This is a genomic window from Arthrobacter sp. 05T45, from assembly GCF_056395875.1.
Map to the genome: position 1 here is coordinate 47,129 of NZ_JBFTKI010000015.1, position 22,719 is coordinate 69,847.

Below are 22,719 nucleotides of genomic sequence, written 5' to 3' on the forward strand. Positions count from 1 at the left end.
CTCGACTAGAAACCAAACGGCGCTGATGTTTTCCTGGGACCATCAGTCCGTGCTGCAAAAATGGGGACAAAATACGATGTTTTTCGATAACGACACGCAGTCTTTGGGTCGATTGCTGCACAGGAACGGCTTCCTTGTTTCGGGGTCAACGCCGAACATGCCGACCATCCGCGATTGGAAATCCCGGGCCGTTGGTGACATCGTCGTCACTCTGCACCCGGAAACCCGCCTCCGGATCGCGGCCACCGGCGCCCGCCAGCTTGCCCTGATCGGCACCGCGTTCGATCCGGAGGAGGATGTCTACGATGAGGGCGCCATCCTCGGATCGCTTCTGAATGCGGCTGCCGACGAAGACAGCTTCTATTCGATTCTTGACCGCTTGGCCGGCAGGTTCGCCCTTGTGGTGCACACGAAGGGGCGAACGGAAATCTTTCAGGATGCCATGGGCTCCCGATCGGTGTTCTATTCCACCCGGGGAGAGTTCGTTGCTGCCTCCCACGCTGAACTGGTGGCAGACTATATCGGTTCGAGGTTCGCCGACTTCTTTATCCCGTACATCACATCCAAAAACTTCATCCAGCGTGATGTGAAGTACTTGCCCGGCCTGGCCACGCCGTACAACGACGTTCTGCAACTGACGCCGAACACCAAACTGGCCCTGGAGGAACAGCGCGTCGAACGTTTCTGGCCGCGGGAGGAAATCGGACCCGAACTGACCGAGGCCGAAGCCACAAGCAGCCTTGTCGTTCACTTGCGCGGTCTCGCCCGCTACGTCGAAAAGCATGGAATACGGCCTGTAGTGGGGCTGACTGCCGGAACTGACAGCCGCGGGGTGTTCGCGGCGACGAAGGACCATGATCCCCTCATCTTCACCTACGTACGAAGTGAAAAGGGAGACAAGACGGCCTCCAGCGATGCAAGGGCGGCCACTGCATTGGCGGGGGTCTACGGATTGGATGCCCAGATATGGGCCGTCCCGAACAAGATGACTCTGAACGCGTCCGACAACGACTTCTCGCACGCATACCGCAGGGCGACGTCCTACTATCGCGGATCGGGCTCCCCGTGGCTGGGAAATCTCGTCGAGGTCGGAAAAGACGCGGAAGAGGCAGTATTCATCCGGGGTTTCGGCGGCGAGGTCATGCGAGGTTTCTACCAGAACTTCTCCAAGAAGATCCGCAAGATTAGTGTCTTCCAATTGGCGGATGCCTACGACGTGAATGCCGGATCGGCCGTCACCCGGGCTTTCTTCAGCCAGATGATGGAAAAGACATCGTTCAACGAAGAGTCGCTCCACGGCTACGACCCCAACGACATCTTTTACTGGGAACACCGAATGGGTACCTGGGGAAGCATCGCCATGGCCGAGGCCGACGTGGCGCTTCCATCGATGGTGGCCTACAACTCCCGGAACCTTTTCCAGACCTTCATGCGTCTTCCAGAATCGGTCCGGGCCAGCCGCAATGCCTTTGACCTGGCGACGCTGGAATTGGCGCCCGCCCTGAAAGACGTCGCCATCTAGCCTGCGAGGGGCCGGTGTCGGCCCCTCGCGGTAGCGTAGGGCTGTGCCTGAAACTGTGCCCGAACCTGTGCCCGAAACCGCCGTCCCCGAAACCGCTGTGCCCGCGGACGCCGCACTGACCGTTGCCGGCCTCTCGGAGTCCCAGCTGCTGGGTCGCATCTTTCCGCGGCTCACGATCCCGCAGCCCAATGGCGGACCGGCGGCGGCGTCGTACTTGCTGCTGGGGCCGGGGGACGACGCCGCGATTGTCGCCGCGCCGGACGGGCGGACCGTGCTGAGCATCGACACCCAGGTGGCGGACCAGGATTTCCGGCTCGAATGGAACAACGGCTACCGGACCACCGGGTACGACGTTGGCTGGAAGGCCGCGGCGCAAAACCTCAGCGACATCAACGCCATGGGCGCCCGGGCCACGTCCGTTGTGGTCAGCCTGACCATGCCGCCGGAGACCCTCGTCTCCTGGGTGGAGGATTTCGCGGACGGCCTCGTGGCCGGCATCAGGGGCCTGGGGGCTCCGGCCTGCGCGGTGGCGGGCGGCGACCTCGGCCGCGGCCGCGAACTGGCGGTCAGCGTGGCGATCCTGGGGACCCTTGACGGCAAGGAACCCGTCCTGCGCTCCGGGGCCCGGCCAGGGGACACCGTGGCCCTGGCAGGAACAGTGGGCCGGGCCGCCGCCGGGCTGGCGCTGCTGGAGTCGAACGTCCCAGTGGGCGCCCTGACCGCCGGGCAGCGTTCCCTCCTGGACACCCAGTGCAGGCCGCAGCCGCCGCTCGCCGCCGGACCGCTGGCCCGTGAGGCGGGGGCGTCCGCCATGATGGACATCTCGGACGGCCTGGTCCGGGACGGAAACCGCATGGCGGCCGCCAGCCGCGCGGTGCTGAACCTGGACGCCGCCGCCCTGAAGGAGCTGGCCGCCCCGCTGCTGCCGGCGTCGGAGATGTTGGGGGCAGACCCGCTGGCCTGGGTCCTCGGCGGCGGTGAAGACCACGGGCTGCTCGCCACTTTCCCGGCAGGGGTTCCGCTCCCTCCCGGGTTCACTGCGATAGGCTCGGTAGAGGCCCCTGCACCAACCGAAAGCATGGGAGTAACGATCGCGGGCAGGCCCGCTGACGCTGTGGGATGGGATCACTTTGCAGACTAAGATTGCCGCCAACGCGCAAGCGATGAAGCGGTGGTTGGGCAAGGCGGAAACCACGCTCGGCAACCACAGCGACCGCCTGAATGCCATCAACATCTTTCCGGTAGCCGACGGCGACACCGGCACCAACCTCTACCTGACTGTCCGCGCCGCGGCCCACGCCGCGGACGCCGCCGTGCCGGGACACCCGGACGGGGCGGCGCACGCGGCGCCGGACCCGACCCTGCATGACGTTGGCGCCGTCCTGGCGCAGGCCGGCCAGGTTGCCATGGAGCAGGCCCGCGGCAACTCGGGAACCCTGTTCGCCGTGTTCCTCTGCGCTGCCGCCGAACCCCTGGCCGGGCACACCCGGATCAGCTCACCCCTGCTGGCTGCGGCCCTGAACCGGGCCCAGATCCGGGCCTGGTCCGCGCTGAGTGATCCCGTGCCCGGCACCATGCTCTCCGTCATGGAGGCTGCCGCCCGGGCCGCGGCCGCGGTGGACTCCGCACACGACGGCGATGACAGCAACCAGACCCTGGGCCTGGCCCTGGACGCCGCCGTCGAGGCGGCCCTGGCCGCCGTGGTCCGCACGGAGGAGCAGCTCGCTGCCCTGCAGGCCGCCCACGTGGTGGACGCCGGCGGCGTGGGCATGCTGCTGATCCTGGACTGCCTCCGCTCGGCCGTGCTGGGCGAGGAGCTCCAGAGCGAACTGCTGGACGGACTGCACGGCTACGACGTCCAGGATCCGCATATCCACGTCGGCATGCCGCGCGACGAAGGTGTCGAAGTCATGTGCACCATTTCCCTGTCCCCGCTGGACGCCGCCATGATGCGCCAACGGCTCGACGAAATGGGCGACTCGGTGATAATGAGCCAGGTCGGCGGCGGCGCCGACGCCGCCGGGCTCTACCGCTGGCGCGTCCACGTCCACGTCCTGGATGCGGATCTCGCCGTCGCGCTGATCCGTTCCCTGGGCGAGCCCACGGACATTTCCGTGAGCGAGCTCGCAGTCCCGCGAGACCCGGAGGCACCGGCCGCCACCGTTGCCGCCACCGCAGCCCCTACAGTTGCCACTGCGCGTGCCGCCGAAACCCGAAACCCCGACGGACATGCACGCTGAACTTGAACTGGGCCTGGAGCGCCGCATCGGCAAGCGCTCCGCGGCTGTCATCGAAAAACACCTTGGCATCACCACTGTCGGCGGGCTCCTGAACTATTTTCCCCGCCGCTACCTCAGCCGCGGCGAGCTCACGCCCATCAGCGAGGTCCCGCTGGACGAGGAAGTGACCCTGATCGCCCGGGTGGTCTCCAACAGCACCCGGCCCATGCGCGCCCGGCGCGGTTCCCTCACCGACGTCGTGATCTCCGACGACGCCGGCGGTGCCGCTTCCACGCGGGCCGCCGGCGCACTGCCGGGTACGCTCAAGGTCAGTTTCTTCAACGGGTTCCGGGCCAAGGCCGAGCTGCAGCCGGGCCGGCGCGCCATGTTTTCCGGCAAGGTTACGCGCTACGCCGGATCCCTCGGCCTGACCAACCCGGATTTCCTGCTGCTGGACGAGGACCCCGAAACACCGGGCATCGACCCCGAGAAGCTCGCCGCCATGCCGATCCCGGTGTACCCGGCCACGGCGAAACTGACCAGCTGGTCCATCCAGAAGGTCATCTCGACGCTGCTGGACACCGTGGAACTGGAAACCCTCGGCGACCCGCTGCCCGCCGAGATCGCGGCGCGGGAGAAGTTCCTGCCGGTCGCGGACGCCTACCGGCTGATCCACGCCCCGCAAACACCGGCGGACTACCAGCGCGCCCGCGACCGGTTCCGCTACCAGGAAGCCCTGGTGCTCCAGTCGGCCCTGGCCCGCCGCCGCGCCCAACTCGCCGCCGAAGAAGCGACGGCCCGCCGCCCGGCACCGGACGGGCTGCTGCCCGCCTTCGACCGCCAGCTCCCGTTTACGCTGACCGCCGGCCAGGCCGCCGTCGGCAAGACGCTCTCCGACGAGCTCGCCCAGGACTCGCCCATGAACCGGCTGCTGCAGGGCGAGGTGGGCTCCGGCAAGACGATCGTGGCGCTGCGCGCCATGCTGCAGGTGGTGGACGCCGGGGGACAGGCTGCCCTGCTGGCCCCCACCGAAGTCCTCGCCGCCCAGCACTATGAATCCATCCGGCGCACGCTCGGACCGCTCTCCCGGGACGGGATGCTCGGCGGGTTCGGCCCGGACGCCGTCCAGGTCACCCTGCTCACCGGCTCCATGCCCACCGCGGCGCGGAAGCAGGCCATGCTCGACGCCGCCTCCGGAACGGCCGGAATCGTGATCGGCACCCACGCCCTGCTCAGCGACAACGTCTCCTTCTACGACCTTGGCCTGATCGTGGTGGACGAACAGCACCGCTTCGGCGTGGAGCAGCGCGACGCCCTCCGGGCCAAGGCCAGCAAACCGCCGCACCTGCTGGTCATGACCGCCACCCCGATTCCCCGGACCGTGGCCATGACCGTGTTCGGCGACCTCGAAACCTCCGTGCTCGATGAGCTCCCCGCCGGCCGCGCCCCCATCTCCACCCACGTGGTGGGGCTCGCGGAACACCCGGGGTGGGCCACCCGGATCTGGTCCCGTTCGCGGGAGGAGATCGACGCCGGCCATCAGGTCTACGTCGTTTGCCCCAAGATCGGCACGGACGACGACGGCGACTTCACCCCGGCCGAGGCCGAACCGTCCGCCGCAGACCTCGAAGGCGACAACGGCGCGCGGGAACTCGCCTCGGTCACCGGCGTCGTGGAACATCTCCAGGACGAACCGGCACTCGCCGGGGTACCCGTGGCGCCCCTGCACGGCCGGCAGGACCCCGTCCTGAAGTCCGAAACCATGGCCTCCTTCACGGCCAACCAGACCAAACTGCTGGTCTCCACCACCGTGATCGAAGTCGGCGTGGACGTCCACAACGCCACGCTCATGGTGATCCTGGACGCTGACCGCTTTGGCATCTCCCAGCTCCACCAGCTGCGCGGCAGGGTGGGCCGCGGCGGACTGCCCGGAACCTGCCTGCTGGTCACCACCCTGGAGCCGGGCCATCCGAGCCGGCGCCGCCTGGATGCCGTAGCCGCCACCACCGACGGCTTCGAACTGTCCCAGGAAGACCTCAAGCTCCGCAGGGAAGGCGACATCCTGGGCGCCTCGCAGTCCGGCGGGCGCTCCACGCTGAAGCTGCTGCGCGTCCTCGAACACGAGGACGTGATCGCCCGGGCCCGGCAGGACGCCCAGCGGATCGTGGCCGCCGATCCCGCGCTGGCGGGCCAGCCCCGGCTTGCGGCCGCGATCGATGAATACCTGAACCCCGAGAAGGAGGCGTTCCTTGAACGCGGCTAGGACCACGAGCCAGGCAAACACGTCCGCAGGGGTCCGCGCATGAGCCGGATCATTGCCGGGGCGGCCGGCGGCAGCACGCTGAACAGCGTGCCCGGGAACCTGACACGGCCCACCACCGACCGTGTCAAGGAGGCCCTGTTCTCCAGGCTGGACGCCTTCAACGTCATCGCCGGCGCCCGCGTGCTCGATCTGTACGCGGGATCCGGCTCGCTGGGGGTGGAGAGCGGCAGCCGCGGCGCGGACTCCGTGGACCTGGTCGAATTCGACGCCAAGGCAAGCGCCGTCTGCCAGCGGAACGCCGATCTTGTCAACACCGTCACGGGCCGCAAGGTGGTCTCCGTGCACCGCTCCAAGGTCGAATCGTTCCTCGACCGGGCCGCCGGCTCCGCGATCTGGGACCTGGTGTTCCTGGACCCGCCCTACCCCCTGGACGAGCCGGCCCTCGCTGCCGTGCTGGCCAAGCTGGTGCCGCACCTGGGCGAGGGAGCGGTCGTGGTGGTGGAACGGTCGTCCCGGAGCCCCGAACCGGCATGGCCCCAGGGCATGGAACGGTTTGCCGAGAAGAAGTACGGCGAAACCCGGCTGTGGTTCACCGAGCCCGGCGTGGAAGCCGCGGACGCTGTGGAAGCCGTGGACCTGGAAGCAGGGGACTAGCCGGCCAGCGCGTCCAAATCGACGCCGGCGAGCAGCCGGGCCGGATGCGGACCGCGCGCCGTGAGCGCCGCCGTCCAGACCTCCGGCCACGGCCCCTGCGTCCCGGTCAGGATGATGTTCCCGGGGAACCGGCCAGTGAACATTCCGGCCTCCGCGAAGGCCGAGACGTCGGCCATGGCCCGGCGCATGGCCGCGATCTGGCTCCGGACCAGGGTCAGTCCGGGTTCGTCGCCCACGTTGACGATCAACACGCCGCGCGGCGTCAGCCGGGCCGCCGCCTCCTGGTAGAACCCGGTACACGCGATGTGTTCCGGCGCCTCCGGCCCGGAGAAGATGTCCAGGATCACGACGTCGAAGCGCAGGTCCGCCGGAAGCCCGGCGAGAGCGTCGCGGGCATCGCCGATCACCGTGTGCAGCTCGGTTCCCTCCGGCAGGGGCAGCTGCGCGAGCACGAAGTCCAGCAGTTCCCGCTCCAGCTCCACGGCGTACTGAACCGAGCCGGGCCGGGTGGCCTGGATGTAGCGGGCCAGCGTCAGGGCCCCGGCGCCCAGGTGCAGCGCCGTGATCGGCTCGCCCCACGGGGCGGCGAGGTCCACCACGTGCCCGATCCTGCGCAGGTATTCGTAGAAGATGTCCGCGGGGTCGGCCAGGTTGACGTGGGACTGCTCGGCGCCGCCGATGCTCAGCACGAAGCCGCCGTCGGTAAAGGGATCCGGTTCGATTACGGCGTGCTGCCCGGTGGTCCGCAGGAACCGCGAGGCCCCGGGTTGCTGCCCGGCCATGTTCACAGCCTGTCGCGCAAGGTCGCCAGCCGCTCGGCGGCCTCCTCCAGAACGTGCAGCTGCTTGCAGAACGCGAAGCGGAGCAGGCTGCGGGTGCGTTCGGCGCCGTCGGCGTGGCAGAAGACGGGCACCGGGATCGCGGCGACGCCCACGAGGGCCGGCAGCCTGCGGGCCAGCTCCACGGAATCGGTGATCCCCAGCGGTGAGGTGTCCACGTTGACGAAGTAGGTCCCCTGCGGGGTCAGCACGTCGAGGCCGGCCGCGCGCAGTCCCTCGCTGAGGATGTCGCGCTTGTACCGGAGGGTGTCGGCGATGCCGGCGTAAAACTCGTCCGGAAGCCCCAGGCCCACCGCGATCGCGGCCTGGAAGGGCGTGCCGGAACTGTAGCTCAGGAACTGCTTGACCGTCCGGGCGGCGGCCACGAGCTCCTCCGGCCCGGAGAGCCAGCCGATCTTCCAGCCGGTGAAGGAGAACGTCTTGCCGGCCGAGGAAATGGTCAGCGTGCGCTCCGCCGCCCCGGGCAGCGTCGCGATCGGGATGTGCCGCACACCGAACGTCAGGTGCTCGTACACTTCGTCTGTGACGATGACGGTGTCGTATTTCGCGGCCAGTTCGACGACGCGCTCGAGCACCTCGCGGGGGAACACCGCTCCGGTCGGGTTGTGCGGATTGTTGATCAGCACCACCTTGGTGCGGTTGCTGAACGCGGCCTCGAGTGCGGCCAGGTCCGGCATGAAATCCGGGGCCAGGAGCGGGGCGGTGACGTGCGTGGCGCCGGAGAGTCCGATGATGGCGCCGTAGGAGTCGTAGAACGGCTCGAAGGTGAGCACTTCATCTCCCGGACCTACCAGCGCGAGCAGGGCGGCGGCGATGGCCTCCGTGGCGCCGGTCGTGACGATGATTTCGGTCTGCGGATCCGGGTCCAGCCCGTAGAACCGCTGCTGGTGCACCGAGATCGCCTCCCGCAGCGGCAGGATGCCCTTGCCGGGCGCATACTGGTTGGCTCCGGCGGCGATCGCGGCCTGGGCGGCCTCCTTGATCTCCACAGGGCCGTCCTCGTCCGGGAAGCCCTGGCCAAGGTTGATGGCGCCCGTGCTCAGGGCCAGGGTGGTCATCTCCTCGAAGATCGTCACGCCCAGCGAGCCATCGGGGGAGAGCAGGTTGGCGCCGGTTGCGGCGCGCTGCCACGGCAACGGCATGAGGGGGCTCATCGGGTGCCCGCCTTCTCGTCCCGGCCGGTGAAGCTGTCCATGGTGGTGTAGATCCCAAAGACCTTTCCGCCCACGAAGTCCCACGCCCGCACCGGCAGTATGCCCTTGAGTACTTTCCCCAGCGTGGCCATGGCGGGGGCGATCAGCAGCGGCCGCCCGGCGGCCGTAGCGCGCCATGCCCTGTCCACGGCGTCCTCGGGCGTCATGAGCGGGGTCAGCAGGGGACCGCGGGCTCCCTCGAACATGCCGGTGGAAATGTAGCTGGGGCAGAAGGTGGTGACTTTCAGGTGGCCGTAGCCCTGCTGCTCAAGCTCGAGCCGGAGCGAGTCGCTCCAGCCGATGACGGCCCATTTCGAGGCCGCGTACACGCTCATCCGCGGATTCGAGACCGTGCCGGCGGCGGAGGCAACGTTGAGGATCCGGCGCGGGCGGCCGGCGGCGGCCATCATGTCCGGCAGGAACTCCAGGGTGACGTACATGGGGGCGAGGGCGTTGATGTCCATGGTCAGGGCGATGTCACGGTCCGGGGCGTGGTCCCAGAAGTACGCGCCGCGGACAATCCCGGCGTTGTTCACCAGCAGCGCCAGCGGCCCCTCGGCCCGGGCCTCCCGGGCGGCGCCGGCAATCGCGGCGCGATCCGCCAGGTCCACCGTGCGGGGGACGGCGCGGGCGCCCAGGGCGGCAACTTCAGCGGCGGTGCCGGCCAGGGCATCGGCGTCGACGTCCCAGAGGATCACCACCCCGGCGCCTTCCCGGGCGGCGCGGAGGGCGTAGAGCCGGCCCATGCCGCTGGCGGCACCGGTGACCAGGACCACGCCGCCGTCCACGGTGAAAGGCGGCGCAGTGACAGGCCGCACAGTAAAAGGCCGCACAGTAAAAGGAGAAGTCGCGCGATTGTTCGATGCTGACATTCAGCCATGTTATCCCGGGCTGCGGCGCGGATACGGTAGGTTCGGAGCATGAGACGCGCTGTTTGCCCTGGCTCTTTTGACCCCATCCACAATGGACACCTGGAAGTCATTGCGCGTGCCGCTGGCCTCTTCGACGAGGTGATCGTGGCCGTGTCCACGAACTATTCCAAGAAGTACCGCTTCAGCCTGGAGGAGCGGATCGACATGGCCAGGGAAACGTTCGCGTCCTTGCGCGGGATCGTGGTTGAACCCGTGGGGGAGGGTCTCCTGGCCGAGTACTGCCGGCAGCGCGGTGTATCGGCGATCGTCAAGGGCCTGCGTTCGTCCTCGGACTTCGACTACGAACTGCCGATGGCCACGATGAACCGGCAGCTGACCGGTGTCGAGACGGTGTTCCTGCCGGCGGAAAGCCACTACCTGCACCTGTCCTCCACCCTCATCAAAGAGGTCTTCGCCCTCGGCGGGGATGTCTCGGACTTTGTTCCCCGCTCCGTGCTGAAACGGCTGGCCCCGGGCGAGCCGGTCCCGAACCGGGCGCGCAAAGTGTAAGCTTGACCGGTACTCGGCGGCCTGCTGCCGGTTGCGGGGCCCGAATCCGAGGCCGCTTGTGGTGTGAACCGCCGGCGTGCCCCCGGTTTGAGTCCGTCCGGAAGTTCAGGCTAAGATAGTACGTCGGTCATATGTTCAACAGGAGTTCTCATTAAACGAGATGCTAGTTCGCCCTTGGCGTTCGACGTCAAGGACCTCGGACGCAGTCCGGGAAGCATGCGGACGCTGACGGAACATGTACCCGCGCCAAGTGATCTTGGCGTGGCGCTCATTGGCGTGCAGGAAGGCTCGGATGTCGAGCTGGACCTGCGGCTTGAGGCCGTACACGAAGGAATTCTGGTATCAGGAACCGCGCACGTTGAAGTTACTGGCGAATGCGGCCGATGCCTGGATCCCCTTGCGTATGACCAAGAGGTTGATGTGCAAGAACTTTTCTTCTACGAGGATGCTGTGTTCTCCGACGAAGAAGACGAAGAAGAGCAACGTCGAGTCGAGCACGATCTGATCGATCTTGAGCCGGTGTTGCGGGACGCAGTTGTCACCATACTGCCGTTCCAGCCGGTGTGCCGGGAAGACTGCCAGGGCCTTTGCTCCGAATGTGGAGTGCGCCTGGAAGACGAGCCGGGGCATCACCACGAGGTCGTAGATCCTCGCTGGGCCGCCCTGGCTGACTTGGCTAAGCCTGACCGGCAAAACTGATTTGTAAGTGTTTTTCTAGAGAGAAATGAGTTAGCCGTGGCTGTCCCGAAGCGGAAAATGTCTCGCTCGAATACCCGCGCCCGCCGCTCCCAGTGGAAGGCAACTGCCCCCCACCTGGTGAAGACTGTCGAGAACGGCCAGGTCACGTACAGCCTGCCGCACCAGGCAAAGGTCGTTACCGACTCGGCTGGCACTGCGCTGTTCCTTGAGTACAAGGGCCGCAAGGTCGCAGACGTCTAATCCGCCAACAGGCTGAAAAAGATGTCTTCAACTGAAGAGCTTCTGAAGCGTCTCGGTGTCACTATTGACGCCGGGACGCTTCGTCTTGCGCTCACACACCGTTCCTACGCCTACGAAAACGGCGGCATCCCCACCAACGAACGGCTCGAGTTCCTGGGCGACTCCATCCTGGGGTTCTCCGTAACGGACGCGCTGTACCGTGACAACCCCACGCTGCCCGAAGGCGACCTGGCCAAGCGCCGCTCCGCCGTCGTCAGCACCCGGGCGCTGGCCGGCATCGGCCGCAGCATCGGGCTGGGGGAGTACATCTACCTTGGACAGGGCGAAAAGCTCACCGAAGGCAAGAACAAGGCCTCCATCCTGGCGGACACCATGGAGGCGCTGATCGGCGCCACCTACCTCTCCAACGACATCGAGACTGCCCGGCAGCTGGTCATGCGGCTGGTCGGCCCGCTGTTGAAGGACGCCGCCGCCCTCGGCGCGGGCACCGACTGGAAGACTTCCATCCAGGAGCTCGCCGCCAGCCGGCAGCTTGGGACCATCAACTACGCGGTCGACGGCTCCGGGCCGGACCACGCCCGGACGTTCGAGGCCGTGCTGCGGATCGGCGGCACGGACTACGGCACCGGCACCGGCAACTCCAAGAAAGAGGCCGAACAGGAAGCCGCCGCCGACGCCTGGCGCCGGCTGACCGCCCCGTCCGCGCCGGATCCGCAGCAGCTGCAGTCCCAGACCGGCAGCTAGGCAGCGGCGTTGCCTGAACTGCCCGAGGTCGAGGTGGTCCGGCGCGGCCTGGTGAGCTGGGTGCGCGGCCGGACCATCACCTCCGTCGAGGTGCTGGACCCGCGCTCCCTGCGCCGGCACGCCCTGGGACCGGACGACTTTGCCGGCAACCTTGAAGGCGCGCGGGTCCTGGACGTGGTCCGCCGCGGCAAATTCCTGTGGATGCCACTGGCGGACGCGCCCGCCCCGCCCGGAAACGGTGCCCCGGCCGGCGAACCGGCCCCCGCCGTCGCGCTCATGGCCCATCTGGGCATGTCCGGCCAGCTGCTTATGCAGGACCCCGGCGTTCCGGACGAAAAACACCTGAAGGTCAGGCTGCGGCTCAGCCCAGCCGACGGCATGCCCGAACAGCTCCGGTTCGTGGACCAGCGCATCTTCGGCGGCCTGTTCCTGACCACGCTGATCCCCACCGACGACGGCGGCCCCGGCGGCCTCGCCGAAACGCCGCTGCCGCTCATCGCCGAGGAAGCCGCGCACATTGCCCGTGACCCGCTGGATCCCTGGTTCTCCTTCGAGACCTTCTACCGGCGCCTGCGGGCCCGCAAAACCGGGCTCAAGCGGGCGCTGCTGGACCAGGGCCTGGTCTCGGGGATCGGCAACATCTACGCGGACGAGGCCCTCTGGACGGCGCGGCTGCATTACGCCCGGCCCACCGACACCCTGCGCCGACCCGATGCGCTGCGGGTCCTCGACGCCGCCCGCGCGGTCATGACGGATGCCCTGGCCGCCGGTGGCACGAGCTTCGATTCGCTCTACGTCAACGTCAACGGAGCCTCCGGGTACTTCGACCGTTCCCTGAACGCCTACGGCCGGGAGGGGCTCGAGTGCAAGCGCTGCGCCGCCGCCGGCCGGGTCAGCCGGCTCCTGCGGGAACAGTTCATGAACCGGTCCTCGTACACCTGCCCCGTCTGCCAGCCCCGGCCGCGGAACGGACGCTGGTAGGGGGAGTCCGGGCGTAGTGCCCGGCCAGCCTCGCCAGGCCCTCGTCAAGCGAAACGGCGGGGGCCCAGTTGAGGAGTTCACGGGTCTCGCGCTGGTCGAACCAGTGGGCCGTGGAGAGCTGCTCAGCGAGGAATCTGGTCATCGGCGGCTCCCCGGCCCGGCCGGACCTGGACCACACCTTCTCCACCACCGATCCCGCAGCCCGCGCGAGGCTGCCCGGCACCGTCCACGACGGCGCAGGGACGCCGCCCGCGGCGCAAATGCCCGCCAGCAGCTCACCGACCGGGCGGGGTTCGCCGTTGCTGACCACGAGCGCCCGGCCGTGGATGTGCTCCATCCGGTCAAGCGCGGCGACGATGGCCGAAGCGGCGTTGTCCACGTAGGTCGTGTCGATCAGGGCCGCACCGGCGTCGAGCAGCGGCAGGCGGCCGCGGCTGGCACGTTCCAGCACCCGTTCCACCAGCTGGGTGTCACCCGGGCCCCAGACGATGTGCGGGCGCACCGCCGTGACCCGGAAACCCGGCGAGTCCGCGGCCAGCGCCAGCAGTTCGGCCTCGGCCTTCGTGCGGGAGTAGTCACCGTGCGCGCGGGCCGGGTCCGCCGCCTCGGCGCCCAGCCCGGCGATGGCGGCCCCGGAATTGGCCACGGACGGGGAGGAAACAAACACCAGCTCCCGCACACCGGCCTCGCGGGCGGCCCGGAGCAGGCGGCGCGTGCCTTCGACATTGACCTCGTCGAACTCCGCGGCACGGCCCGTGAAGGACACCTTCGCGGCCAGGTGGATGACGCCCTCGGCGCCGGAGACGGCGCGGCGCACGGCGGCCTCGTCCGCAACGGACCCTTGGAGGTCCGTTACGCCGTCGACCCCGGAGGGGCGGCGCTGGAACGTGCTGACGGCATGGCCCTGCCGCACCATCAGACGTGCCACCTCCCGCCCGAGCAGCCCGCTCGCGCCGGTGACGAGGACCCTCATGGCGTGCCCGGACGGCCGCCGGCCAGCACCGCCGAAGCCCACCGGGCCACGCGGCTCCGGTCGATCTTGGCGTTGTGGCGGATGTCGGTCGGCTGGGAGGGGACAGCGAGCACGGCGGAGACACTGACCCCTGCCGCGCGGGCGGCGTCCCGTACGCGGCCCGCCAGCTGCGGCGCGGCGGGACCGGCCCGGCGGACCGGCGGAACTGTTTCGACGACGGCGACGACAGCCTGCGTCCCGGACGGACCGACCCCGACGACGGCTGCCATCCCGACGTCGTCCAGGCGTTCGATGGCCTGCTCGGCGCCCACCGGCGTCACCACGGCGCCCGGGGCCGTCACGACGTGCACGAGGCGTCCTTCCACCCAGAGCCGGCCGGCGGCGTCGAGGTGCCCCACGTCGCCGGTGCGGTGCCATCCGGCCGTGCGGACGCTCTCGCGCTGGGTCAGCCAGAGCCGGTCGTAGGCTTCTTTCACGTGCGGGGCGCTGACGAGGATCTCCCCGCTCACTCCGGCCTCCCTGACGGGCTCGTTCCCGGGTGCGGTGCCGTCCGCGGCCAGCGGGATGATGGCCACGCGGGCGCCCTGCACCGGCCGGCCCACGCACACGCCGTTGCCGGCGCCTGCCATGGTTCCGGCGGCGGCGTCGGCCGCGGCGGCACGGATCTGTTCGAGGCTGATGTCCGTGACGGGCAGCGCCTCGGTCATCCCGTACGGGGTGTGCAGCGAGGCGCGCGGCAGCAGCCGCTGCACCTCTGCGAGGAGGGTTTCAGGGACCGGCGCGCCGGCGGAGAGCAGCAGCTCCACGCGCCCCAGCGCCTCGTGTCCGGCCCGGCTCAGGCCGGCCCGGGTGGCCAGGACGTTGCGCAGCGCCGCGGGCGAGGCGAAGACCACCGTGGCGTCGATGGCTGCTGCGGCGTGCGCCAGCGCGCTGGCCGTCAAGGTGCGGGGGGCGGTGACGTCCATGGCGGGCGTCACTGAAACGGCTCCGAGCGCCGGTCCCAGCAGGGCGAACGGCGCGAAGCCCGCCACCAGGCGTGCGCCCGGGCGGATCTCCAGCGTCGCGGCCACGGCATCGCGCATCGCTGCCAGCCGCCGGTGCGTGTAGACCACGCCCTTGGCGGGCCCGGTGGAACCGGAGGTGAACAGCACCGCGGCGGGGGCGCCCGGGTCCGGAACCGGGGCCGTGCCCGGGCGGGGGAGTCCGGGGCTGAGGCCGGCTCCGCGGCGGGCAAGGGCAGCGAGGGAGGTCTCGACGGCGAGGAGCCGGCGGCGGCGGGCCGGCAGGTCCCGCACACTGATGCGCCGCCCCGGCCAGCCAAGTACCGAGGCGGCCGCCAGGGCCTTGTCGATTCCAATGAAGAAGTCCGGGGTGGCGCCCTTCACCGCACGGCTCAGGCCGCGGGTGCCCAGGCCGGCGTCGGCCACGATGACCACCGCGCCGAGCCGCAGGCAGGCGTAGAGGACCACGGTCAGGTCCACGCCCGGGGGAACCATCAGGCTCACCCGGGTGCCGTTCCCTACACCGGCGTCCTGCAGGCCCGCCGCGAGGGCGGCGATGTTCTGTTCGAGCTCCTGCCAGCTGAGCGAACGGGCGACGCTGCCGTCCGTGGCCATTTCCGCGACGGCGGTATCCCCGGCCGCCGGTCCCGCCGCCAGCTCGGCGAGGGGCGCCCAAAGGGGCGGGACCCCGGCGCCGGGCTCCAGGGGCCCGGCCCCGAATTCCAGCATCGAGTCGTCGGCCGGGTCGTCGGCCGGCCCGCTGTCCGGCCCGCACTCCGCCAGCCACTCGAAGACGGGCGCGGCGATGTCCCGGTCTTCCGCGACCAGGTGGCCGGCACCCTCGAAGCGGTGAACTTTCGCGTCCGGCAGCCGGCCGATGAGGTCCTTGAGGTACCGGTCGGAAAAGATCGGATCGCGCGGGCCCCAGAGCATCAGGGCCGGAACCCCCAGCCCGCGCACCCCTTCCGCGACGCGGCTGAGCGTCGGAAAGCTGGGATGGGACGCGTCGGCGGGAATGTCCGCGACAAAGTTCCCCACGCCGGCGCGTCGGCCGGCGCCGCGATAGGGGGCCATGAAGGCGCCACGGACATCCGCGGTGAGCGGCGGGCGGGCCAGGGCATGCGTCACGCGCAGGAAGCTGTCCGTCCCCGTCGTTCCCCAGCGGTGCACGGCAGGGTGCAAGGCAAGCCGCAGCGCAGGCGGGATACGGGCGCCGGAGGGCTGGTGCACGGCCGTGTTGGTCAGCACCACGCCGGCGAGCTGCTGCGGATGGGCCACGGCCCAGCCCAGGCTGATCACGCCGCCCCAGTCGTGGCCGACGGTGACGACCGGCCCGTCCAGGCCGAGCGCCGCGGTGAGGTCGCCCAGGTCGTTGATCCGGTCCTCCAGGCGCCGGAACGTGCCGGTGCGCTCGGAGAAGCCCATGTCCAGCTGGTCCACGGCCACCACGCGCCACGGATGTGCGGGGTCGGATCCGGCGGCCAGCAGGGTCCGCCACAGGTAGGACCACGTCGGGTTGCCGTGCACGCACAGCAGGGTGCCGGCAGGAGTCAGGCCGCGGCGCGCGAGCTGGGCACCGTTGTCCAGCAGGTGCCAGCGGCGCACGGTGCCGGGCTCATCCGCGGCGGAGGTGGACGCCACATCGATCTCGCGCGACCATTCGGGGTCGACGCCGGGCCAGTCGGCGGCTACCAAACGATTTCCACCATGGCGGTGTTCAAGCCGGAACCGACGCCCATGCACAGCACGCGGTCCCCGGCGGCGAGAGTCTGCGCTTCGGCCGCGAGGGTCATGGGGAGCGAGGCCGGGCCCACATTGCCCCAATGCGGGAACGTGATCGGCACCTTGTCCGGGTCCAGGTCAATGGCGTTGATGATGGCCTGGGTATAGGCATTGCTCACCTGGTGCGTGACGTACCGGTCCATCGAGGCCCAGTCCCACTCCGGCTGGGCCTCGTGCCAGGCATCGACCACGAGCTGCAGGCCGCCGTCGAGCAGGCCTTTGGTGTCGGTGGCCATGCCGTCAATGCTGCCCACGCACAGTTCATGGTGCTCGGTTCCGGCACGCATCACGCCGCCGAGGACCCGGTGCGCCCCGGGGTGCTCGTCCGCCGGGCCCAGGACGGCCGCAGCGGCTCCGGAGCCGAGCGTCAGTGTGGCGAACTCGCGGTTGAAGTCCTCGCGGGTCGTCTCGGGCCGCTGCAGCCGGGCCAGGGTGGCCTCCTGCGTTGGCTGGGCGTCTTCACCGTTGACGATCATCGCGTACTTGATCTGGCCGGAGTCGATCATGTTGGCCGCCAGGGTCATGCCGTTGACGAATCCAAGGCAGGCGTTGGCCAGATCAAAGTTCATGGCCGACGAAGGCAGGCGCAGTCCGTGGTGGATCTTCACCGCGACGGACGGTTCGAGGTTGCGCCGCGTCACGGAGGTGTTGATCAGCAGGCCAATCTCGGACGCTTCGATGCCGGACTCGGCCAGGGCCTTTGCACCCGCCTCGATGGCGGCGTCGTCGAACGATGTCCCGGGGGCCCACCAGCGCCGGTGCGTGATGCCCGCGACCCGTTCGAGCAGTTTCGGGGGGACCCTCAGCCGCCGCAGGGTCGAAGCCAGCCTGCGGTCGAAATCCATGGAACTGACGATCGTCGGAGCTTCGACGCTGCTTACCGAAAGTAGAGCGGTGTTGCTGTGCCGGAATGTTGCATTGCCTACCAATTCAAGCCCCTCTTCATGTCCGTCCTGCGCTCCGGCGGTGGCCGCTCACAAGCCCGAGAGCTTAACTATGCCCCGTGCAGGTCAATTCCCGCATATGCGGCCTCCGCCATCTGCGGCGGCTTCGCGCTGGTTCTGCGCGGAATGGCCGCAGATGCGCAGTAGATTGTAAGTATCCGGGGCCGCCCCGGAACCCCCGTGTCCGTCCGAATCATGCTTTCGTCGGACAGCGGACCAGTCCGCCGACCAGGAGAACCGAAGCGCCTTGCACCTGAAAAGTTTGACCGTCCGGGGATTCAAGTCGTTCGCCTCGGCGACGACCTTTGAATTCGAACCGGGCGTCACCGCCGTGGTGGGCCCCAACGGCTCGGGCAAATCCAACGTGGTGGACGCGCTGGCGTGGGTCATGGGCGAACAGGGAGCCAAGACCCTCCGCGGCGGCAAGATGGAAGACGTGATCTTCGCCGGCACCTCGGGCCGGCCGCCCCTGGGGAGGGCGCACGTCTCGCTGACCATCGATAACAGCGACGGCGCCCTCCCGATCGAATACAGCGAGGTCACGATCTCGCGCACGCTGTTCCGGACCGGCGGCTCGGAATACGCCATCAACGGCGCGGGATGCCGGCTGCTCGATATCCAGGAGCTGCTCTCTGACTCGGGCCTGGGCCGCGAGATGCACGTGATTGTCGGCCAGGGCCAGCTGGACAAGGTCCTGCACGCCACCCCCGAGGACCGGCGCGGCTTCATTGAGGAGGCCGCCGGCATCCTCAAACACCGCCGCCGCAAGGAAAAGACGGTCCGCAAACTCGAAGCCATGCAGGCCAACTTGTCCCGGCTCAGCGACCTCACCGGCGAAATCCGGCGGCAGCTGACCCCGCTGGGCAAACAGGCCGAGGTGGCCCGGCGCGCCCAGAGCGTCCAGTTCGAGGTCCGTGACGCCCGCTCACGGCTCCTGGCCGACGACCTCGTTGCGCTGCAGTCCGCGCTGGCGCAGGACGTGGCGGATGAATCGGCGCTCAAGGCACGCCGCGCCGTCGTCGAACGCGACCTCGAGGCCGGGCGGCAGCGCCAGGCCGTCCTCGAAGGGCTCGCAGCCGAGGCCACTCCCGCGCTGAACGCCGCGCGGGAGAACTGGTATTCGCTCTCCACCGGGCGCGAACGGCTCCGTTCCCTCGGCTCGCTCGCCGAGGAACGCCGCCGCCTGCTCGGCGCCGCGGACGTGGTTCCGGACACCGGCCGGGACCCGGACCAGCTGGAGCAGCAGGCCGCCCGCGTCCGCGACGAGCAGGCCGGGCTGGAACGGCAGATCCTGGACCGCACCGAGGCCCTGGACGCCGCGACAGCCGCCAAACACGACGCTGAACAGGCCGCCGCCGCCGAGGACAAGCGACTCGCGGCCCTGCTCCGCGCCGCCGCGGACCGGCGTGAAGGCCTGGCCAAGCTCGCCGGGCAGGTCGGCGCGGCACGGTCCCGCGTCGAGTCCGCCCAGTCCGAGCTCGGCCGCCTCCGCGAATCACAAAAGGCCGGCGAGGAACGCCGCCGGCAGGCGCACAGCGAGTTCACGGCCCTGGAAGCGCAGGTCGCAGGGGTCGAGGACGGCGAGGAATCGCTCGACGCCGATTACGAGGCCGCGAGCGAGGCCCTCGAAACCATCATCGCCGAAATTGACGCCCTGAAGGCGGCCGAGCGCGAAGGCGAGCGGGAACGCGGCGCCCTTATGGCCCGCCGCGATGCCCTCCAGCTGGGCCTGAACCGCAAAGACGGCTCCGGGCATGTGCTCGGCGCGGCAGCCGGGGACCTGGCCGACGGGGTCCTGGGATCGCTGGCATCCATGATCACCGTGGATCCAGGATTCGAGGCCGCCGTCGCCGCCGCACTCGGCAGCGCGTCCGACGCCGTGGTGGTCCGGGACCAGCAGACGGCCGCCGCTGCCGTGCGGCTGCTGCGCGCGGACGACGCCGGCCGTGCCGCGCTGCTGCTGGCCGGCCCCCCGGCCGGGTCCCCGCCGCCGGTGGCCGATGCGCTGACGGCCGATGCATTAACCGGCGACAGCACGCTTCCCGCGGGCGCGCGCTGGGCTGTGGATCTGGTGGATCTTGTGTCGGCTGCGGCACCGGACGCCGCCGGCCTGCCGCTGCCCGCCCTGCTGGCCGGCGTCGCCGTCGTCGAGGACCTGGATGCCGCAGCGCAGCTGATCGCCGCGCGTCCCGAGCTGACCGCCGTGACCCGGACCGGGGACGTCTTCACGGCGCTGACCGTGACCGGCGGGTCCGCGTCGGCGCCGTCGCTGCTGGAAGTCCAGGCCGCCGTCGACGACGCCGCGTCGAAGCTGGCCGCCGTCACCGCCGCGCTCGAACGCAACCGCTTCGCACTCTCCACCGCCCGGACCCGGCGCGCCGAAGCCCAGGACCGTGCCGACGCGGCCCTCGCGAAACTCCACGACTCCGACGCGAAACTCGCGGCCGTCGCCGAACGCCTGGGCCACCTGAACGCGGTGCTGCGCAGCGCCGTCGCCGAAAGTGATCGGCTGGCCGCGTCCCTGGCCAGGGCTGAGGCCCAGATTGTCAGCGAACAAGGTGCGCTGGAAGCGGTGGCGGCCCGGCTCGCCGCGGCCTCAGAGGCCCCCGCGGAGCAGGAACCTTCCCCGGAGCACCGGGATGCCCTGGCACTGGCCGCCTCGCTGGCCCGCACGGCCGAAATGGAAGCCAGGCTCGCCCTGCGCAGCGCCGAGGAACAGCTCACGGCCACCCGCAACCGGGCGGCGTCGCTGGAACGGGCCGCCGCCACCGAACGCCGGGCCCGCGAGGAAGCGGCGGAACGGGCCCGCCGCCGCCGGCTCCAGGCCCGGCGCGCCGCCGCCGTCGCCGTCGCCGTGCAGCAGGTCATCGGATTCATCGACGTGTCCGTCGAGCTGGCCCGCCGCGAGCGGGACAGCGCCGAGGAACGCAGGGACGCCATGGACCTTGAACTGGCCGGGGTCCGCAGCGGCAACGACGCACTGGCCCGCGAACTGGCCGAACTCACCGACTCCGTGCACCGCGACGAGCTCGCCCGCACGCAGCAGCGGCTGCGGATCGAGGCGCTGGAACTGAAGAGCGTGGAGGAGCTCGGGCTGACTGCCGGGCAGCTCGTGGCCGACTACGGACCGGACCTGCCCGTCCCGGTCCCTGCCGGCGACTCGGCGGACAAATGGGCCGCACTGCGCGCCCCGGTGGACCAGGACGGACGCGAGATTTCCGACGGCAAGCCCTTCGTCCGTGCGGAACAGGAAAAGCGGCTCAAACGCGCCGAACGCGACCTCGCGGCCCTGGGGAAGGTCAACCCGCTGGCGCTCGAGGAGTTCGCCGCGCTTGAGGAGCGCCACCAGTTCCTCAGCACCCAGCTCGAAGACCTGAAGTCCAGCCGCAAAGACCTGCTGGACATCATCAAGGAAGTCGACGACCGCGTCCAGAAGGTCTTCGCCGAGGCCTTCGAGGACACCTCCCGGCAGTTCGTCCGCGTCTTCGCCCGGCTGTTCCCCGGCGGCGAGGGCCGGCTGGTCCTGACCGACCCCACCGACATGCTCACCACCGGCATCGAAGTCGAAGCCCGCCCGGCCGGCAAGAAAATCAAGCGGCTCTCGCTGCTTTCCGGCGGCGAACGCTCCCTGACGGCCGTGGCGCTGCTGGTGGCCATCTTCAAGGCACGGCCCTCGCCCTTCTACGTCATGGACGAGGTCGAGGCCGCGCTCGATGACACCAACCTGGGCCGCCTCATCACCATCTTCGAAGAACTCCGCGAATCCAGCCAGCTGATCGTCATCACGCACCAGAAACGCACCATGGAAGTCGCCGACGCCCTCTATGGCGTCACAATGCGCGGCGACGGCGTCTCCACGGTGATCAGCCAGCGGCTCAGTGCGGAGATCTAGGCAAACGTCCAGGTCCCGGCACGACGGCGCCCGCGCGCAACAAAAGCGCTGGCCACGGCCCATTTGGGGTTTGTGAGAAGCTAGGGGAGTGAACGATATCCTCCCCATCATTCTGCCCATTTTCGCTGTCCTGGTGGTCCTCGGTGTGCTGATCCCGGTGCTCATGAAGACCCGGAAGAGCGCCAAGACCTACACCGGCCCGCGTGACGCAAACGACCCCGTGCAGGCCCCGGGAGCCGGAACCCTTGTGGAGGACCGTCCCGCGCAGGCGCCGGCACCGGCACGGACCTCGCCGGACGGCGTCGAACTCGAAGAACCAACCCTCGAAGTTCCGGACGACGCAGCCGGGCTGGAAACCGTCCCGGTGGAAACCCCGCTGCCGGTGGCCGGGCGGCTGATGCGGCTGCGCGAGCGGCTGGTCAAGTCCAACAACATCCTCGGCAAGGGGCTCCTGGCCCTGCTCTCGGCAGACAAGATCGATGAAAACGTCTGGGATGAGGTCGAGGAAACCCTGCTGCTGGCCGATCTCGGCACCGAACCGACCATGCAGCTCGTGGACTCGCTCCGCGAACGCGTCAAGGTGATGGGCACCCGGGACCCTGAGCACGTCAAGGCCCTGCTCCGGGAGGAACTCATCAAGCTCGTGGATCCGACCATGGACCGGAGCCTGAACGTCGAGCGCCACGGCGACAAGCCCGCCGTCATGATGGTTGTCGGCGTCAACGGCGTTGGCAAGACCACCACCGTGGGCAAGCTGGCCCGCGTGCTCGTGGCCGAGGACAAGGACGTGCTGCTGGGCGCGGCGGACACCTTCCGCGCCGCCGCCGCCGAGCAGCTGGCCACGTGGGGCCAGCGCGTCGGCGTGCCCACCGTGAAGTCGGACATCGACGGCGCGGACCCGGCCTCGGTGGCCTACGAGGCCGTCAAGGCCGGCATCGACCAGGAAGTCGACGTCGTCATGATCGACACCGCGGGGCGCCTGCAGAACAAGGTGGGCCTCATGGACGAGCTCAGCAAGGTCAAGCGGGTCATCGAAAAGCTGGCCGAGGTGGACGAGGTGCTGCTGGTCCTGGACGCCACCACCGGCCAGAACGGACTCAACCAGGCCCGGGTGTTCTCCGAGGTGGTGAACATCACCGGGATCGTCCTGACCAAGCTGGACGGCACCGCCAAGGGCGGGATCGTCGTCGCCATCCAGAAATCCCTCGGAGTCCCGGTGAAGCTGATCGGCCTGGGCGAAGGCGCCGACGACCTCGCGCCGTTCGACGCTGAAGGCTTCGTGGATGCGCTGCTGAACTAGCCCGCACCGCAACAAAAAGAGTGCCCCGGTCCTGTCTGGTGAGTTCAGACGG

Annotated in this window: 18 protein-coding genes; 12 read left to right on the top strand and 6 right to left on the bottom strand. The window is 69.4% G+C overall.

Annotated elements, in window-relative coordinates; genetic code table 11:
• Positions 1-25 precede the first annotated feature (25 nt).
• The 5 genes from AC1DGD_RS14465 to rsmD all read left to right on the top strand — a co-directional run bounded on the left by AC1DGD_RS14465 (position 26) and on the right by rsmD (position 6,658).
• On the top strand, positions 26-1,522 hold the full coding sequence (locus AC1DGD_RS14465; protein WP_476857248.1) for a hypothetical protein: 1,497 nt from the start codon (positions 26-28) through the stop codon (positions 1,520-1,522).
• Positions 1,523-1,637: 115 nt separating this feature from the next.
• A complete protein-coding gene (thiL, locus tag AC1DGD_RS14470) occupies positions 1,638-2,663 on the top strand; it encodes a thiamine-phosphate kinase (protein WP_476857281.1) in 1,026 nt (341 codons plus the stop codon).
• Between the two features lie 22 nt (positions 2,664-2,685).
• Complete coding sequence (locus AC1DGD_RS14475) at positions 2,686-3,762, top strand: DAK2 domain-containing protein (protein ID WP_476849017.1); 1,077 nt, start codon at positions 2,686-2,688, stop codon at positions 3,760-3,762.
• The gene (locus tag AC1DGD_RS14480) at positions 3,752-6,004 is read left to right on the top strand and encodes an ATP-dependent DNA helicase RecG (protein ID WP_476857282.1); all 2,253 of its coding nucleotides are present in this window, start codon (positions 3,752-3,754) and stop codon (positions 6,002-6,004) included. The genes AC1DGD_RS14475 and AC1DGD_RS14480 overlap by 11 nt, the downstream gene beginning before the upstream one ends.
• Before the next feature lie 39 nt (positions 6,005-6,043).
• Positions 6,044-6,658, top strand: a complete 615-nt coding sequence (gene rsmD, locus AC1DGD_RS14485; RefSeq protein WP_476857249.1) for a 16S rRNA (guanine(966)-N(2))-methyltransferase RsmD — start codon at positions 6,044-6,046, stop codon at positions 6,656-6,658.
• Here rsmD and AC1DGD_RS14490 read toward each other — a convergent pair.
• The 3 genes from AC1DGD_RS14490 to AC1DGD_RS14500 are packed head-to-tail and all read right to left on the bottom strand — an operon-like array spanning position 6,655 to position 9,508.
• Entirely contained in the window at positions 6,655-7,440 is a 786-nt protein-coding gene (locus AC1DGD_RS14490) for a spermidine synthase (protein WP_476848945.1), read from the bottom strand. The genes rsmD and AC1DGD_RS14490 overlap by 4 nt on opposite strands.
• Before the next feature lie 2 nt (positions 7,441-7,442).
• Complete coding sequence (locus tag AC1DGD_RS14495) at positions 7,443-8,651, bottom strand: aminotransferase class I/II-fold pyridoxal phosphate-dependent enzyme (RefSeq protein ID WP_476857250.1); 1,209 nt, start codon at positions 8,649-8,651, stop codon at positions 7,443-7,445.
• Positions 8,648-9,508, bottom strand: coding sequence for an SDR family NAD(P)-dependent oxidoreductase (locus tag AC1DGD_RS14500; RefSeq protein WP_476857251.1), 861 nt, complete (start codon positions 9,506-9,508; stop codon positions 8,648-8,650). The genes AC1DGD_RS14495 and AC1DGD_RS14500 overlap by 4 nt, the downstream gene beginning before the upstream one ends.
• A 102-nt stretch (positions 9,509-9,610) precedes the next feature.
• Between AC1DGD_RS14500 and coaD the strand changes: the two genes are divergently transcribed.
• The 5 genes from coaD to mutM all read left to right on the top strand — a co-directional run bounded on the left by coaD (position 9,611) and on the right by mutM (position 12,775).
• Positions 9,611-10,111, top strand: a complete 501-nt coding sequence (gene coaD, locus AC1DGD_RS14505; RefSeq protein WP_223916485.1) for a pantetheine-phosphate adenylyltransferase — start codon at positions 9,611-9,613, stop codon at positions 10,109-10,111.
• Positions 10,112-10,285: 174 nt separating this feature from the next.
• The gene (locus AC1DGD_RS14510; RefSeq protein ID WP_079553424.1) at positions 10,286-10,810 is read left to right on the top strand and encodes a YceD family protein; all 525 of its coding nucleotides are present in this window, start codon (positions 10,286-10,288) and stop codon (positions 10,808-10,810) included.
• Between the two features lie 36 nt (positions 10,811-10,846).
• Complete coding sequence (gene rpmF / locus AC1DGD_RS14515) at positions 10,847-11,050, top strand: 50S ribosomal protein L32 (RefSeq protein ID WP_009356569.1); 204 nt, start codon at positions 10,847-10,849, stop codon at positions 11,048-11,050.
• 21 nt (positions 11,051-11,071) lie between these two features.
• Entirely contained in the window at positions 11,072-11,794 is a 723-nt protein-coding gene (rnc, locus tag AC1DGD_RS14520; RefSeq protein ID WP_079553422.1) for a ribonuclease III, read from the top strand.
• A gap of 9 nt (positions 11,795-11,803) precedes the next feature.
• Complete coding sequence (gene mutM / locus AC1DGD_RS14525; RefSeq protein WP_476857252.1) at positions 11,804-12,775, top strand: bifunctional DNA-formamidopyrimidine glycosylase/DNA-(apurinic or apyrimidinic site) lyase; 972 nt, start codon at positions 11,804-11,806, stop codon at positions 12,773-12,775.
• On the opposite strand, the gene AC1DGD_RS14530 is transcribed toward mutM, so the two are convergent.
• The 3 genes from AC1DGD_RS14530 to AC1DGD_RS14540 are packed head-to-tail and all read right to left on the bottom strand — an operon-like array spanning position 12,711 to position 17,460.
• Positions 12,711-13,748: an NAD-dependent epimerase/dehydratase family protein gene (locus tag AC1DGD_RS14530; protein ID WP_476857253.1), complete on the bottom strand. Its 1,038-nt coding sequence runs from the start codon at positions 13,746-13,748 to the stop codon at positions 12,711-12,713. The genes mutM and AC1DGD_RS14530 overlap by 65 nt on opposite strands.
• The gene (locus tag AC1DGD_RS14535) at positions 13,745-16,444 is read right to left on the bottom strand and encodes an alpha/beta fold hydrolase (RefSeq protein ID WP_476857254.1); all 2,700 of its coding nucleotides are present in this window, start codon (positions 16,442-16,444) and stop codon (positions 13,745-13,747) included. Before AC1DGD_RS14535 ends, AC1DGD_RS14530 begins: the two co-directional genes overlap by 4 nt.
• Positions 16,438-17,460, bottom strand: coding sequence for a 3-oxoacyl-ACP synthase III (locus AC1DGD_RS14540; RefSeq protein WP_476848951.1), 1,023 nt, complete (start codon positions 17,458-17,460; stop codon positions 16,438-16,440). The genes AC1DGD_RS14535 and AC1DGD_RS14540 overlap by 7 nt, the downstream gene beginning before the upstream one ends.
• A gap of 262 nt (positions 17,461-17,722) precedes the next feature.
• Between AC1DGD_RS14540 and smc the strand changes: the two genes are divergently transcribed.
• Together smc and ftsY are read left to right on the top strand one after the other, a co-directional pair.
• Positions 17,723-21,367, top strand: a complete 3,645-nt coding sequence (gene smc, locus AC1DGD_RS14545) for a chromosome segregation protein SMC (RefSeq protein ID WP_476857255.1) — start codon at positions 17,723-17,725, stop codon at positions 21,365-21,367.
• Positions 21,368-21,455: 88 nt separating this feature from the next.
• On the top strand, positions 21,456-22,667 hold the full coding sequence (gene ftsY / locus AC1DGD_RS14550) for a signal recognition particle-docking protein FtsY (protein WP_028276845.1): 1,212 nt from the start codon (positions 21,456-21,458) through the stop codon (positions 22,665-22,667).
• Positions 22,668-22,719 lie beyond the last annotated feature (52 nt).